General features: G+C 73.1%; 12 protein-coding genes. 7 read left to right on the top strand and 5 right to left on the bottom strand.

The window, feature by feature from the left end; translation table 11 throughout:
- From E1289_RS23525 to E1289_RS23510, 4 genes are all read left to right on the top strand, one after another.
- Positions 1–631: RDD family protein (locus tag E1289_RS23525; protein ID WP_131983690.1), on the top strand; the 631-nt coding region annotated here is incomplete at its 5' end.
- A gap of 101 nt (positions 632–732) precedes the next feature.
- On the top strand, positions 733–1,551 hold the full coding sequence (locus E1289_RS23520; protein ID WP_131983688.1) for an RDD family protein: 819 nt from the start codon (positions 733–735) through the stop codon (positions 1,549–1,551).
- A gap of 54 nt (positions 1,552–1,605) precedes the next feature.
- Positions 1,606–3,216, top strand: a complete 1,611-nt coding sequence (locus E1289_RS23515; RefSeq protein WP_243713093.1) for a M1 family metallopeptidase — start codon at positions 1,606–1,608, stop codon at positions 3,214–3,216.
- Between the two features lie 150 nt (positions 3,217–3,366).
- Complete coding sequence (locus E1289_RS23510; RefSeq protein ID WP_131983686.1) at positions 3,367–4,788, top strand: M1 family metallopeptidase; 1,422 nt, start codon at positions 3,367–3,369, stop codon at positions 4,786–4,788.
- Positions 4,789–4,885: 97 nt separating this feature from the next.
- On the opposite strand, the gene ilvA is transcribed toward E1289_RS23510, so the two are convergent.
- Genes ilvA through E1289_RS23495 form a run of 3 tightly spaced genes read right to left on the bottom strand, consistent with a single transcriptional unit; the run spans position 4,886 to position 8,323 of the window.
- Positions 4,886–6,124 (bottom strand): threonine ammonia-lyase, encoded by a 1,239-nt coding sequence (ilvA, locus tag E1289_RS23505; protein WP_131983684.1) that lies wholly within the window; start codon positions 6,122–6,124, stop codon positions 4,886–4,888.
- Between the two features lie 55 nt (positions 6,125–6,179).
- A complete protein-coding gene (locus E1289_RS23500) occupies positions 6,180–7,163 on the bottom strand; it encodes an ROK family protein (protein WP_131983682.1) in 984 nt (327 codons plus the stop codon).
- A complete protein-coding gene (locus tag E1289_RS23495) occupies positions 7,160–8,323 on the bottom strand; it encodes an FIST N-terminal domain-containing protein (RefSeq protein ID WP_131983680.1) in 1,164 nt (387 codons plus the stop codon). The genes E1289_RS23500 and E1289_RS23495 overlap by 4 nt, the downstream gene beginning before the upstream one ends.
- Before the next feature lie 227 nt (positions 8,324–8,550).
- Here E1289_RS23495 and E1289_RS23490 point away from each other — a divergent pair, with 227 nt between their 5' ends.
- The 3 genes from E1289_RS23490 to E1289_RS23480 are packed head-to-tail and all read left to right on the top strand — an operon-like array spanning position 8,551 to position 12,687.
- The gene (locus tag E1289_RS23490) at positions 8,551–9,987 is read left to right on the top strand and encodes a sigma 54-interacting transcriptional regulator (protein ID WP_131983678.1); all 1,437 of its coding nucleotides are present in this window, start codon (positions 8,551–8,553) and stop codon (positions 9,985–9,987) included.
- Positions 9,988–10,026: 39 nt separating this feature from the next.
- Positions 10,027–12,126, top strand: a complete 2,100-nt coding sequence (locus E1289_RS23485) for a hypothetical protein (protein ID WP_131983676.1) — start codon at positions 10,027–10,029, stop codon at positions 12,124–12,126.
- A gap of 27 nt (positions 12,127–12,153) precedes the next feature.
- Positions 12,154–12,687 (top strand): hypothetical protein, encoded by a 534-nt coding sequence (locus tag E1289_RS23480; RefSeq protein ID WP_131983674.1) that lies wholly within the window; start codon positions 12,154–12,156, stop codon positions 12,685–12,687.
- Positions 12,688–12,723: 36 nt separating this feature from the next.
- Here E1289_RS23480 and E1289_RS23475 read toward each other — a convergent pair whose 3' ends face one another.
- Together E1289_RS23475 and E1289_RS23470 are read right to left on the bottom strand one after the other, a co-directional pair.
- Positions 12,724–13,821, bottom strand: coding sequence for an alpha/beta hydrolase (locus tag E1289_RS23475; protein ID WP_243713092.1), 1,098 nt, complete (start codon positions 13,819–13,821; stop codon positions 12,724–12,726).
- Positions 13,822–13,869: 48 nt separating this feature from the next.
- Positions 13,870–15,027, bottom strand: a complete 1,158-nt coding sequence (locus tag E1289_RS23470) for a cystathionine gamma-synthase (protein ID WP_131983672.1) — start codon at positions 15,025–15,027, stop codon at positions 13,870–13,872.
- Positions 15,028–15,135 lie beyond the last annotated feature (108 nt).

Here is a 15,135-nt window from a genome sequence, read left to right as displayed (position 1 = left end):
TATAAGAGACAGCGGACACGGCGCGCCCCCCGCCGCCCCGCATCCGGGCTACGGACCGCCGCTCCAGCCGCATCCGGGCCTCGCCGGTCCCCAGGACATGCTGGCCGGACGCTGGGCGCGGCTCGGCGCCGCGATCCTGGACTCCCTCATCCTCGCCGTCATCTCCGTGCCGGCCATTCTGTTCTCCATACGCTGGGACAGGATGCAGGAGTCCATCGAGTCCGGTGAGCCGATCGCCGATCCCCTGGAGCTCTACAACGTCCCGCGGCTCATGGTCGGATACGCGATCGCGTTCGCGGTCGGTTTCGCGTATTACACCGTCATGCATGCGAAATGGGGCCAGACGGTCGGCAAGAAGGCCCTCGGCATCCGGGTGGTGAGCGCCGCCGACCATTCCGCCGTGAGCTGGGGTCAGGCGATCGGCAGGCAGGCTTTCGTCTACGCCATCACGGTCGTCACGACCGCGCTCAACTTCTTCGCGGCCGCCGGAGCCCTCCTCGGGCTGCTCGGGCTGCTGGACACGGCGTGGATTCTGTGGGACCAGCGCCGGCAGGCGCTGCACGACAAGGTGGCCGGAACGCTGGTGGTGAAGGCGGCGCCGTGGACGCCCGACCCGTACGCCAAGTCCTGAGCATCCCCGGCACGGGCAAGTTCTGATCTTCTTCGCGCAAACTCTGCGATGCCTCCGGACGCGGGGAGTTTGGGCGGCGGCGGCGCGGCCACCCTTCCGGCATGACGCAACCGCCGAACGACCCCGCGTCCGGGGGAGAGCCGGAAGACTGGCCGCGGGGCCACCCGCAAGGTCCCGGCCGGCCTGGACCGTACGGTGGCCGGCAGCCCTACGGAGAGCAGCAACCGTACGGCGGTCAACAGCCCTACGGAGAACAGCCCTACGGAGAACGGCCGTATGGAGAACGGCCGTACGGAGAGCAGCCGCAAGGAGAGCAGCCCTACGGGCAGCAGCCCGGATACGGGGGGCTGCCGAAGTACCCCGGCCAGTCCGGATACGGCGACGAACCCGGGTACGGGGCCCCGGCCGGCCACGGCGGCGCGGGCGGCTACGGCGACCCCTCCCAGGCACTGGCGAGCCGCTGGGCGCGGCTGGGCGCGGCGATCGTGGACATCGTCCTCGTCGGAATCGTCACCAGCCTGATCGCGCTGCCGTTCGTCGACTGGGGCAACGTCTTCGACTCCGATACGGGCGAGTCGATGTACTACTCCAACGCCCAGTTGTCGAGCAACGCGATCGGTGTCGTGCTGGCCTTCTTCTACTACTGGCTGATGCACGCCAAATGGGGGCAGACACTCGGCAAGAAGCTCCTGGGGATCAGGGTCGTCCGGGAGGACAACGGGCAGGCCATCACCACCGGGCAGGCCGCGGGCCGCTCCGCGTTCTACAGCGTGCTCGGCGGCATCTGCGGCTGCATCGGCCTGATCAACGTCCTGTGGATCCTGTGGGACCCGCGGAAGCAGGCCCTGCACTGCAAGGTGGCGCGCACCGTCGTGGTCAAGGCGGGCCCGAACGCCCCCGATCCCTACGCCCCTCGCTGACCGGGAGCGGACCCGAGTTGCCCTGCGCGTACCCGGCCGGGCAGGCTTGGCGGCGTGCATAAGGCCGGAGAACCCCCCATCCTTCGCCGCCACGGCTCGCGGACCGCGTTCCGTGGTGCCGCGGGACTGGCCGCGCTCGCCGTCGCGGGGTCGCTGACCGCCGCCTGCCAGCTGTCCCCCTTCGACGACGACGCAGGCTCGTCCGGCTCGCCCTCGGGTTCGGCCGCGACCGGCCCGGCCGGGCCGACGACCGCGGGCGACGACTACGTGCCGGGCGACGGCAACGGCGGCTACGACGTCCAGCACTACTCGCTGAAGCTGGACATCGACCCGGCGGCCGCCGAGCAGCTGAAGGGCACCGCCACCATCACGGCGAAGGCGACCGAGCGGCTCGCCCGCTTCAACCTGGACCTGAGCGGCCTCAAGGTGGCGTCGATCAAGGTGGACGACGCCCCGGCGCGGCAGCAGCGCGGCGGCAGCGAGCTGGAGATCACTCCGGCCAAGCCGCTGCGGAAGGGCGCGAAGTTCACCGCCGTGGTCGAGTACGCGGGGACGCCCAAGCCGGTGTCGGATCCGGTGCTCGGCACCTACGGGTGGATCCGCACGCCCGACGGGGTGTTCGTCGCGTGCCAGCCGAGCGGGGCACAGACCTGGTTCCCGAGCAACGACCACCCGAGCGACAAGGCCACGTTCGACTTCGAGATCACGGTCCCGGACGGGCTGACCGCGATCGCCAACGGCGAGCCGGAGACACCGCCCACCGGCACCGGCGGCGGGACGCCCGGCGTCCCCGGCGGCCCGCCCGGCACCGGTCCCGGCGGCCCCCCGGGCGAGCCGCCGACCGGACCGCCGACCGCACCGCCGACCGGGCCGGGCATCGAGCCGATCGGGCACCGCGCCCAGACGACGTCCAAGTGGCACGTCAAGGCGCCGATGGCCACGTACCTGGCGACCGTGACCGTCGGGCGCTTCGACGTGCGGACGGGGAAGACCCAGAACGGCGTGCAGGTCATCAGCGCGGCGGATCCGACCCTCTCCACGGTCGACCTGAACGCCTTCCACGGCCTGAACACCGAGATCACCGACGAGTTCTCCAAGCTGTTCGGCCCCTACCCGTTCGACTCCAGCGGCGGCCTGGTCGACAACGCCGACGTCGGGTTCGCGCTGGAGACGCAGACCAGGCCGGTGTACGGGGCGTTCGGGGCCGAGCCCACGATCGTGGCGCACGAGCTGGCGCACCAGTGGTTCGGCGACAGCGTCAGCGTCACCGGGTGGAAGGACATCTGGCTGAACGAGGGCTTCGCCACCTACGCCGAGTGGCTGTGGGAGGAGAAGAGCGGCGGCCGGACCGTCCAGGAGCAGTTCGACGAGCGCTACGACAGCCCCATCGCGAAGGAGCTGTGGGACAACCCGCCCGGCGACCCCGGCCGCAAGCAGATGTTCGGCCGCTCGGTGTACGACCGCGGCGGGATGACGCTGGTGGCGCTGCGCGGACGGGTCGGCGAGGAGACCTTCTACAAGATCCTGAAGACGTGGGCGGACGAGCGGCGCCACTCCAGCGGCACGACGCCGCAGTTCATCGCGACGGCCAACAAGGTCTCGGGCAAGAAGCTCGACGGGTTCTTCAAGGGCTGGCTGTACGAGAAGGGCCGTCCGGCCAGGTAACCGGGTCCGCATCCGGTCACAAAAGGCACCCCATGCTCGCGCATTCGAGACCTGATCGCGCTTGAACCGTTCCCGATCAGGAGAAAGTCTTGATCACGGCCGTCGTGACGGAGCGGCGGCCGGTATCGAGGAGCACCGAGGACGAGGCCGATGAGCACAACCCCCAGAGCCTTCGCCGCCGTGACGCTGGGCGTCGCCGCGGCTCTCACCGTGTCGGCGGCGCCCGCCAGCGCCGCGGAGCGCTTCACACCCGGCGCGCCCGGCGCCGGCGACCCCTACTTCCCCGACATGGGGAACGGCGGCTACGACGTCGCCCACTACGACGTCGGGCTGAGGTACGACCCGGCGACGAAGGGCATCCGGGCGGTCACCAAGATCAAGGCGCGGGCGACGCAGCACCTGTCCCGGTTCAACCTGGACTTCCTCGGCCCCCTCACGATCTCGTCGCTGAAGGTGGACGGGCACAAGGCGTCCTTCAAGCGGACCGGGGCCCAGGAACTCGTCATCACCCCGCGCAAGGGACTGCGGAAGCACCGGCACTTCACGGTGACCGTCGCGTACTCGGGCGTCCCGCAGCCCATCAACGACGCCACGCTGGGGACGTCCGGCTGGATCCCCACCGCCGACGGCGCGGTCATGGTCAACCAGCCGTTCGGCGCCGCCACCGTCTACCCGGTGAACGACCACCCGACCGACAAGGCCACGTACACGTTCACGCTCACCGCGCCCAAGGGCCACACCACGCTGTCCAACGGCGACCTGCGCGGCACGTCGACCAAGGGCGGCTGGACGACGACGCGCTGGGTCATGCGGCACCCGATGGCCAGCGAGCTGTCGATGCTCGCGATCGGCAAGTACGACGTCATCTCCGGGCGGACGGGCGACGGCGTGCCGAACCTGACCGCCACCGACCGGGCCCAGGGCGTCAAGCCGGAGGACGCGCGGAAGTTCCACCGGCAGACCGCCGAGATCCAGGACTTCCAGGCGTCGCTGTACGGCCGGTACCCGTTCACCTCGACGGGCGGGATCGTGGTCAAGGGCGGCTTCGGGTACGCGCTGGAGACCCAGGGCCGCCCGGTGTACGACCTCGGCCGCCGGCCGGGCGCCATCCCGAGCGGCGCGCTGGTCGCGCACGAGCTGGGTCACCAGTGGTTCGGGGACTCGGTCACGCCGGAGCGGTGGGCCGACATCTGGATGAACGAGGGCTTCGCGACGTACTCCGAGTGGCTGTACGCCGAGAAGTTCGAGGGCACGCCCGTACAGGAGAGCTTCGACGCGGTCTACGCGACCCCCGCGGACGACGGCCTGTGGAAGGGCGTCGTCTCCGACCCCGGACGCGACCACATCTTCGACGGTCTCGTCTACGACCGCGGCGCGATGGCCGTTCACGTCCTGCGCAAGACCATCGGGGAGAAGTCCTTCCACCGGCTGCTGAGGGAGTGGCCGGCGACCTACCGCTACGGCAACGCCTCGACGGAGGACCTCGTCCGCTTCGCCGAACGGCTCTCGCACAGGAAGCTGGACGCCTGGGCCGACGCCTGGCTCTACTCCGAGGGCAAGCCGTCCCTCTGACGCCCGCCCGTCCGGGCACCGTCCCGCAACACCGTCCCGCAACGCCGCCCCCGTCGCCCGCCCGGCGCCGGGGGCGGCGCCGCACGCGGCGGCCGGTTCAGCTGAGGGTGAGGGTGTAGCCCTTCTCGCGGAGGCGGCCGATGACGTCCTCCGAATGGCCGGAGCCGCGCGTCTCCAGATGCATGAGGACCTCGGCCTCCTCGACGTGCAACCGGGCCGCGACCCGCTCGTGCATCACGTCCAGGACGTTCACGCCCAGCTCGGCGAGCTCGCCGAGCAGGGTCACCAGGGCGCCCGGACGGTCCTTCAGCCGGCAGCGGACGACCAGGTAGCGTCCCGCGCCCGCGAGGCCGTGCCGCAGCACCTTCGACAGCAGCAGCGGGTCGATGTTGCCGCCCGACAGCACGACCACGACGGGCGGCTCGACCGCGTACCCGTGCTCCAGGAGCGCCGCGACCCCGGCCGCCCCGGCGGGCTCGACGACCTGCTTGGCGCGTTCGAGGCACAGCAGCAGCGCCTGGGAGATGGACTCCTCGGTCACGGTGACGACCGCGTCCACCAGTTCGGTGAACATGGCGTGGGTCAGCTCGCCGGGGCGGCCGACCGCGATACCGTCCGCCATCGTCGGCTCCACCGCGACCGGCACGGGCCGCCCGGCGGCGAGCGAGGGCGGGAACGCCGCCGCGCGCTTGGCCTGCGCGCCGAGCGCCTTGATCGGCCGCCCGCCGGTCTCCTTCGCGACCCCCTTGGCGGCCGCCGCGACGCCGGCCAGCAGGCCGCCGCCGCCCACCGGCGCGACAATGGTCCGGACGTCCGGGCACCCCTCCATGATCTCCAGGCCGATCGTGCCCTGCCCGGTGACGACGTCGGGGTGGTCGAACGGGTGGATGAGCACCGCGCCGGAGTCGTCGGCGTACTCCTGCGCGGCGGTGAGGCACTCGTCGACGGTCGGGCCCGGGAACACGACCTCGGCGCCGTACCCCCGGGTCGCGGCGATCTTGGGGAGCGGCGCGCCGACCGGCATGAACACGGTCGCCCGGCAGCCGAGCATGGACGCGGCGAGCGCGACGCCCTGCGCGTGGTTGCCCGCGCTGGCCGCCACGACACCGCCGGCGCGTTCGGCCGCGCTCAGCCCGGCGATCCGCGCGTACGCCCCGCGGATCTTGAACGAGCCGGTGCGCTGCAGGTTCTCGCACTTCAGCAGGACGGGGCCGCCGATCTGCTCCGACAGCACCCGGGACGGGATCAGCGGGGTGGCGACGACCACCTCGCGGAGCAGTTTCCGGGCGGCGCGGACATCGTCGACGGTGACGGCGTCCTCTGGCCGTTCGCTCATGAATGCCTCCCGCGGGGGACGGATCCCCGCGCACCGATCCTCGCACCCGGCGAGCTCAACCCGCACTCCAATAGCGATCTTGCGCGAACACCAGGGCGGCGGCGCCGACGAGCCCGGCGGTCTGCCCGAGGTCCGCGGGGACGATCCGCACCCGGCGCGCGAACTCCATCCGGGCGTGCTCGCGGAACGCCTCCTCCAGCGGCTCGAACAGCAGTTCCCCCGCCTGGGAGACGCCGCCGCCGATCGCGGCGACCTCCAGGTCGCACAGGTGCGTCGCGGAGGCGATCGCGACACCGATGGCCCGGCCGGCCCGCCGCAGCGCGGCGGCGGCGACCGGGTGCCCGCCGCGCGCGTCGGCGGCGAGTTCGACGCCGGTGGCGCCCGTGCTCTCCCGCCGCCAGCCCCGCTCCCGCGCCCAGGCGACCAGCCCGGGGCCGCGGGCGACGGCCTCCAGGCAGCCGCGCCCGCCGCACGCGCAGGGCGGGCCGCCTGGATCGACGACGACGTGGCCGATGTGCCCGGCGTTGCCGCTGCCGCCGTTGATGAGCCGGCCGCCGAGGATGAGGCCGCCGCCGACGCCCGTGGACACCACCATCCCGAGGACGTTGTCCCGGCCGCGTCCCGCGCCGAGCCAGTGCTCGCCGACGGCGACGCAGATGGCGTCGTTGTGGATGCGGACGGGCAGCCCCGGGTAGCGGTCGCGCAGCCTCACGCGCAAGGGGAAGCCGTCCCGCCACACCGGGATGTTGAGCGGGGACACCTCCGCGGCGGGCCACGTCATCGGCCCTCCGCAGCCGACGCCGACGCCCGCGAGGGGCGGGTCCCCGGCGTCGGCGACGAGCTTGCCGAGCAGCGCCTCCAGCGCCCGCCACAGCCCCTCGGCGTCCAGGCCCGGCCCGCCCGGCGTCGCGGCGCGGTCGTAGGCGGCGACGCGCCCGCCCGGTTCGACGAGCGCGGCGGCGAGCTTCGTGCCGCCGATGTCCACCGCGAGGACGGGCGCCCCCGCACCGGCCGCGGGGTCCGCCGCCGGGCCCGTCAAGCCGGTTCCCCGGCCCGGCCGAACGCCAGGATGGACGCGGTGAAGCCGTGCACGTGGTTGCGTCCCGCGACCGGCCCGATCTCACCGGCGCCGAAGAAGCCGCCCACCCCGGCCGGGCCGAAGGCGCGGTCGAGGACGCGGGCGTCATGGTCGGAGTCGGCGAACATCGCCTGCCCGCGCCCGTTGCAGGAGAACAGCAGCGCGCCCTCGACCGGCCGCATGTCGAACCGGTCGAGCAGGGCGGCGAGGTCCTGGTCGGCGGCGCCCGCGTCGCGGACCTGGAACCGGACGGTGCGGCCCACGTCCACCACGTCGCCGATCGCGATGGCGCCGCTGTCGGTGTCGGCGCCGACCACCCCGCGGACCAGGAAGTCGCCGTGCTCGTGCTCGTCGGCGTACTCGTCCATCGCGACGCCGATCAGCAGTCCGCGCCCGGCGAGCTCCTGCTCCTCCTCCGGTAGCCCGAGGACGATCTGCTCCAGCTTCTCCAGCGCGGGAACGCCCGCCAGCTCGTACAGGACGTTCTCGTCCGCCCTGGTCACCACCATGTCGGGACCGATCGGGCGGGCGCCCTGGCTGACCACGGTCGCCGCGGCCACCGACCCGCCGATGACGACGCCGACCGCGCCGTCCCGGTAGACCTCCCCGCCGACGAACAGCCGGGCGTCGCCGCGCTCGCGGCCCTCCGCGAGCCCGCCGACCAGCGGCAGGCCGGGCAGCGCGTCGTCGGAGCGCTCGACGAAAGCGTCCACCGGGAAGGTGTACGGGTCGGTCAGCAGCACGCCGACCACGTCGTCGTCCTGCGCCTCGGGCATGCCGACCACGATCAGCCGGTCGTCGGCCTTCAGCGTCTCCAGCCGGAACGGGTCGAGCCGCGCGCCCGGCAGGACGGCCGCCCACGCGCTGACCGCGCCCGCCTCCTCCACCCCGCGCCCGGCGCCGATCACCCCGGACGCGGTGCAGCCCAGCAGCACCGCCGGCCCGGCCGCCCGCGCCGCGGCCGCCGCGGCCGCCTCGAACACCTCCGGGTCGTCGCCCGTCATGAAGACGCAGACCAGGTCGGGCGCCGCGCTGAGCGGCGCGAGGGCCTGCTCGACCGCCGACACGGCCGCCTCGCACAGGTCGGGTCCGGAGGCCAGGCCATCACCGAATCGCGCCATCGGCGCCGCCTCCCTCACTGCGTTTCGCCGCACCGTTCACACGCACAGTGTCCCCCGCGGCGCGCCGCCCACCCAAACATCGCCCGATCCGCACGGGACGGTACACCCCCGGACGAATCAACCCCCTACGAATCAACCCCCTACGAATCACCCGCGGACGGAACCACCGGCGGACCAATCCTCCGCCGGGGTGCGATTCCGCGTACCGGCGACGTAATGTCGATCGCGTGCGTTCTTCCACACCGCGTGAATCCCTACCCAGCGAGGCCACACTGGGCGAGCTGCGCACCAGCGGCCACGTCCAGCGGCCGGTGAAGGCGGAGATCCGCCGCAACCTGCTCGCCCGGATGCGCTCCGGGGAGCCGCGCTTCCCCGGCATCCTCGGCTTCGACGACACCGTCCTGCCCCATCTCGAACGCGCCCTGCTCGCCGGGCACGACCTCGTGCTGCTGGGCGAGCGGGGGCAGGGCAAGACGCGGCTCATCCGCACCCTCGCGGGGCTGCTGGACGAGTGGACCCCGGTCGTGGCCGGCTGCGAGATCAACGACCACCCGTACGAGCCGGTGTGCGTGCGCTGCCGGCGGCTGGCCGCCGCCGAGGGCGACGACCTGCCGATCGAGTGGCGGCACCGCGCCGACCGGTACGGGGAGAAGCTCGCCACGCCCGACACCAGCGTCGGCGACCTCATCGGCGACGTCGACCCGATCAAGGTGGCCGAGGGCCGGACGCTCGGCGACCCGGAGACCGTCCACTTCGGGCTCGTCCCCCGCACCAACCGCGGGATCTTCTCCATCAACGAGCTGCCCGACCTGGCCGAGCGGATCCAGGTGGCGCTGCTGAACGTCCTTGAGGAACGCGACGTACAGGTCCGCGGCTACGCGCTGCGGCTGCCGCTGGACGTGCTGCTCGTCGCGTCCGCCAACCCGGAGGACTACACCAACCGGGGCCGCATCATCACCCCGCTGAAGGACCGCTTCGGCGCCGAGATCCGCACCCACTACCCCCTGGAACTGGACGCCGAGCTGGCGCTGATCCGCCAGGAGGCCGACTTCGCCGACCTCGCGGGCCTGCCCGCCGAGGTGCCCGACCACCTGATCGAGGTGATCGGGCGGTTCACCCGGCTCGTCCGGGAGTCGACGGCGGTGGACGCCCGGTCCGGGGTGTCGGCGCGGTTCGCGCTCGCGGGCGCCGAGACCGTCGCCGCCGGCGCGGTGCGGCGCGCGGCGCTGGCCGGCGAGGAGCACGCCGTCGCGCGGGTCTGCGACCTGCCCGCGGTCGTGCCGTCGCTGATGGGCAAGGTGGAGTTCGAGGTCAGCGAGGAGGGCCGCGAGCAGGAGGTGCTGGAGCACCTGCTGCGCCGGGCCGTCGCCGAGACCTACCGGCGGACGCTGGGCCCCGCCGACCTGACCGGGCTGCTGGACAGGTTCGACTCCGGCGAGAGCGTCGAGTCGGGCGAGCTGGTGCCGGCGACGGAGCTGCTGCGCCGCATCGGGCAGGTCCCCGGCCTCGCCAAGATCATGGAACGGCTCGGCATGAGCGGGGAGTCGCCCGGCCAGGCCGCGGCCGCACTGGAGTTCGCCCTGGAGGGCCTGTTCCTCACCCGCCGGCTGTCCAAGGACGCCGCGGAGGGGCGGGCCGACGGGACGGCCACCTACCGGACCTGACGCCCGGGACCCTGGCTTCTCCACCTGCGAGGAGATTCGATGAGCCGATACCGCTACGGCGCGTACGAGGACGGGCCCGACCCGCTCGCCCCGCCCTACGACGTCCGCGACGCCCTCGACGCGATGGGCGACTCGGTGCTCGACGGCACCCGCCCGGACGAGGCGCTGCGGGACCTGCTCCGGCGCGGCCTCGCCGACGCGCAGGGCCGCCTGCCGAACGTGCGGGGGCTCGACGACATGCTCCGCCAGGTGCGCGAGCGCCGCCGCGCGCTGCGCGACCGGGGCCGCCTGGACGGGACGCTGGAGGAGGCGCGCGCGCTGCTCGACACCGCGATCGGGCAGGAGCGGGCCGAGCTGTTCCCCGACCCGGGCGACGAGGCGCGGCTGCGGGAGGCGGAGCTGGACACGCTGCCGTCCGACACGTCCCAGGCGATCCGGCGGCTGTCCGGCTACGACTGGCGTTCCGACGCGGCCCGGCAGACGTTCGAGCGGCTGAAGGACCTGCTGCGCCGCGAGGTGCTCGACGCGCAGTTCCAGGGCATGAAGCAGGCACTGGAGAACCAGGACCCGGCCGCCATGGAGCGCGTCAAGAACATGATGGGCGCGCTGAACGAGATGCTCGACCGCGATGCGCGCGGCGAGCACACCCAAGAGGACTTCGACCGGTTCATGGACGAGTACGGGGACATGTTCCCCGACGATCCGCGGAACCTGGAGGAGCTCGTCGACTCCCTCGCCCGGCGTGCCGCCGCGATGGACCGGCTGCTCGCCTCGCTCAGCCCGGAGCAGCGCGCGGAACTCGCCGGGCTGATGGAGCAGGCCATGCAGGACGCGGGCCTCGCCATGGAGATGACCCGGCTCGGCGACGCGCTGCGGGCCCGCCGCCCCGACCTCGGCTGGGGCCAGGCGGAGCAGATGACCGGCGAGGACCCGCTCGACATGGGCGACGCCACCACCGCGCTCGCGGAACTGGCCGACCTGAGCGAGCTGGAGGCGGCGCTCGGGCAGGACTACCCGGGCGCCAGGCTCGACGACATCGACGAGGACGCCGTCCGCCGCGCGCTCGGCCGGCAGGCGGTCGACGACCTCGCCGCGCTGCGCCGCATCGAGGCGGAGCTGGAGCGGCAGGGCTACCTGCGGCGCAACCGCGGCAAGCTGGAGCTGACGCCGAAGGCGGTGCGCAGGCTGGGCGAGACGGCGCTGCGCCGGGTGTTCGCGCAGCTCACGACCGGCCGGCAGGGCGACCACGACCAGCGGGACGCGGGCCAGGCGGGCGAGCTGACCGGGGCGAGCCGGGAGTGGCGGTTCGGCGACGAGCAGCCCCTCGACGTGGTCCGGACGGTGAGCAACGCCATCCGCCGCAGCGCCATGGAGGACGGCGCGCGGCCCGCCGCGAGTCCCCTCGACGCCGCACCGGTCGCCCCGGCGGTCTCCGCCCTGAAGGTCGTGGAGCCGGTGCCCCCCGACGCCAACGGCCATGGATCGGCCCGCCCGGGTGGTCTCAGGCCCGGTGGGGTGCGGCTCGGCGTGGACGACTTCGAGGTGCACGAGACCGAGCGCCGGACGGGCGCGGCGGTGTGCCTGCTGGTCGACCTGTCGTACTCGATGGTGCTGCGCGGGACGTGGGCGGTCGCCAAGCAGACCACGCTCGCCCTCCACACGCTGGTGACCAGCAAGTTCCCGCAGGACGCCATCCAGATCATCGGGTTCTCCAACTACGCGCGGGTGCTGCATCCCACGGAGATGGCGGGCCTGGACTGGGACATGGTGCAGGGCACCAACCTGCACCACGCGCTGATGATCGCGGGACGGCATCTGGACCGGCACCCCGACTTCGAGCCGATCGTCCTCGTCGTCACCGACGGTGAGCCGACCGCGCACCTGCGCCCGGACGGCCGCTCGCTGTTCGACTACCCGCCGTCCACCGACACGCTCGTCCTCACGCTCGCCGAGGTCGACAAGATGACCCGGCGGGGCGCCTGCATGAACTTCTTCATGCTCGCCGAGGACCGGCGCCTCGTCTCGTTCGTGGAGGAGGTCGCGCGGCGCAACGGCGGCCGCGTCTTCGCGCCCGACGCCGACCGGCTCGGCGAGTACGTCGTCAGCGACTACCTCAGGGTGCGGCGCGGCCGCCGCTAGCGGGGCGGAGGGTCTAAGGTCGGCGTCATGTCGACCTCCGACCACCTGCTGCTGTTCCTGCACATCGGGTTCGCGATCTTCACGCTGGGGCCGCTGACCGCCGCGACCATGTCCACCCCGCGTTACATCCGCAGGCGCAACGTGGTCGTGCTGCGCTACCTGCACCGGGTCACCCAGATCTACGGGATCGCCAGCCTCGGGATCTTCCTGTTCGGGCTGCTGCTCGCCCAGGGCGACCTGGCGGAGGTGTGGCTGTCGGTGTCGATGACGCTGTTCGTCGTCGCGCTGGTGCTGCTGCTGATCGTCGAGCGCGACCAGCGGAAGGCGGTGCACCTGCTGGAGGTCGCGGCCGAGCAGGAGAGCGCGGCGCCTCCGGCCGAGCCCGCCCCGGAGGACGAGAAGGGCGGCGGCAAGGGCGCCGGGGAGGAGCGGCCCGCCGCCCGGCCGGCGACGGCGGGCGGCGACGTCGCGCAGGTGGAGCGCGGGCGGATCGCCGCCATCTCCGGGGTGGTCGCGCTGATGTGGCTCGTGATCCTGCTGCTGATGGTCTGGAACGGCTGACCCGGCGGCGGACCGGGGCGGGTCACCCGGGGCCGGTCACCCGGGGCCGGGCTTCAGCCGCTCCTTGAGCCAGGTCACGAGCGTCGGGTAGGTCTTGTCCCCCGCAAGCAGCCCCGAGGCGTGCATGTCGCCCTCAAGGCTCCTGACCGTCGCGGGGACGCCCGCGGCGCGCAGCGCGCCCGCCAGCGCGTTGCTGTGCGAGATCGGCACGAAGTCGCCGGCCGTGTGCATGAGCAGCATCGGCGCGTCACCCGTCGAGGCGTGCGACGCGGAGTTGGCGTCCTCCAGCTTCGCCAGGCACTCCTCGTCGACGGAGACGCCCGGGGCGCAGTTGAGGAGCTCGGTCACCGCCCGCCGCAGCTTCCGCTGGCTCGGCGTCGCGGCCGGCTTCCCGCCGTCGTGGTAGGCCAGCGACGGGCTGGTCACCGGCGACAGCGCGACCACGCCGCGGACCTGCGCGGAGCCCGTTCCGAACGTGCCGAGCTGGGTCGCGAGGTGCCCGCCGGACGAGGCGCCGACGACGGCGACGCGCCGCGGGTCGAGGTTCCACCGCGCGGCGTTGTCCTTGAGGAACGCGAGCGCGGACACCGCGTCGTCGCGCTGCGCCGGCCACTGCGCCCGCGGCGCGAGCCGGTAGTTCGCCGACAGCACCACGAAGCCCTCTTCGGTCAGCCGGCGCGCGAAGTACTTCCAGCCGCCCTTGTCGCCGTGCAGCCAGTACCCGCCGTGCAGGATCAGCACGGCCGGGCGGGGTGCGGCCCCCGGCTCGGTCTTGCGCCAGTAGACGTCGACCCGCTGGGCACGGTCCTTGCCGTAAGCGTACGTCCGCGCCCGCGGCAGCTCCGGGGTGACCATGACGGCCTCGGCGGAGACGGTGCCGTCGGTCTCGCCGTCCGGTCGCGCCGGCTGCGACGTGGCGGACGTGGACGGCTCCTGCGACCCGGGGGCGCCGGTCGTCGGCGCACCCTCGGGCGGCGTCGTCCCCGGCTCCCCGCCCGGCGGGACGGAGGGCGACGCCGGGGCGGACGCGGGCGGCGTCGGTGCCGGTGACGTCGCCTGGGCCCCGCCCGGAACGGCCACGGCGGAGACACACGTCGCGGCGAACGCCGCGCCACAGACCAGAACTTTGCGCACCCCGGTCCCTTTCTTTACGAATCTGGCGCGCCGAGTATAGAGGCTTGATCAGCCGCCATGGGCGAGAGCCCGCTCAAGATCCCGAAGAAGATCGGCGACGTCCTCGATCCCGACCGACAGCCGCACCAGATCGGCCGGCACCTCCAGCGGCGACCCGGCGGCCGACGCGTGCGTCATCCGCCCCGGGTGCTCGATCAGCGACTCCACGCCGCCGAGCGACTCCCCCAGCGTGAACAGCTTCGTCGCCTCGCACACCCGGACGGCGGCCTCCTCGGACTCCATCCGGAACGAGACCATGCCGCCGAACGCCTTCATCTGCTTGGCCGCGACGTCGTGCCCGGGGTGGCCGGGCAGCCCCGGGTAGAGGACCTTCCGGACGGCCGGGTGCCGCTCCAGCATCTCCACGATCCGCTCGGCGTTCGCGCAGTGCCGGTCCATCCGCACGCCGAGCGTCTTGATCCCGCGCAGGGTCAGCCAGGCGTCGAACGGGCCCGCGACGGCGCCCATCGCGTTCTGGTGGAACGCCAACCGCTCCCCCAGCTCCGCGTCCGACACGATCAGCGCGCCGCCGACGACGTCGGAGTGGCCGCCGATGTACTTGGTGGTCGAGTGGACGACCACGTCCGCGCCGAGGTCGAGCGGGCGCTGGAGGTAGGGCGAGGCGAAGGTGTTGTCGACCACGAGCAGCGCGCCCGCGTCGTGGGCGACGGCCGCCAGCGCCGCGATGTCGGCGATGCCGAGCAGCGGGTTCGTCGGCGTCTCCAACCAGATGATCTTCGTCTGCGGGCCCACCGCGGCCCGTACCGCCTCGATGTCCCCCAGCGGGACCGGGTCGAACGCCACGCCCCAGGGCTCGGCCACCTTCGCGAACAGCCGGTAGGTGCCGCCGTAGGCGTCGTTCGGGATGACCACGTGATCGCCCGGACGGCATACCGCGCGCAGCAGCGCGTCCTCCGCGGCGAGCCCGGACGCGAACGCCAGCCCGCGGACGCCGCTCTCGATCTCGGCCAGGCACCTCTCCAGGGCGGTCCGGGTCGGGTTCGCCGACCGGGAGTACTCGTAGCCGCCGCGCAGCCCGCCGATGCCGTCCTGCTTGTACGTGGAGACCTGGTAGATCGGCTGGACGACCGCTCCCGTGGTCGGGTCGGGTTCCTGCCCCGCGTGGACGGCCAGGGTCTCGAAGCCTCGCTGAACGTCGTTGTCCATGGGTACGAGGCTATCCACCCCGCTCCCCTCCCTGAGGATGAGGTGCTCCACCGGAGGTATCAGCCCGTATTTCAGCGCTGCGGGTGACCTCAAAGGCCCGCCGTATCT

This window comes from Actinomadura sp. 6K520, from assembly GCF_004349245.1.
In the GTDB taxonomy this organism is placed as follows: Bacteria; Actinomycetota; Actinomycetes; order Streptosporangiales; family Streptosporangiaceae; genus Spirillospora.
This window is presented reverse-complemented; position numbering and strand designations above follow the sequence as displayed.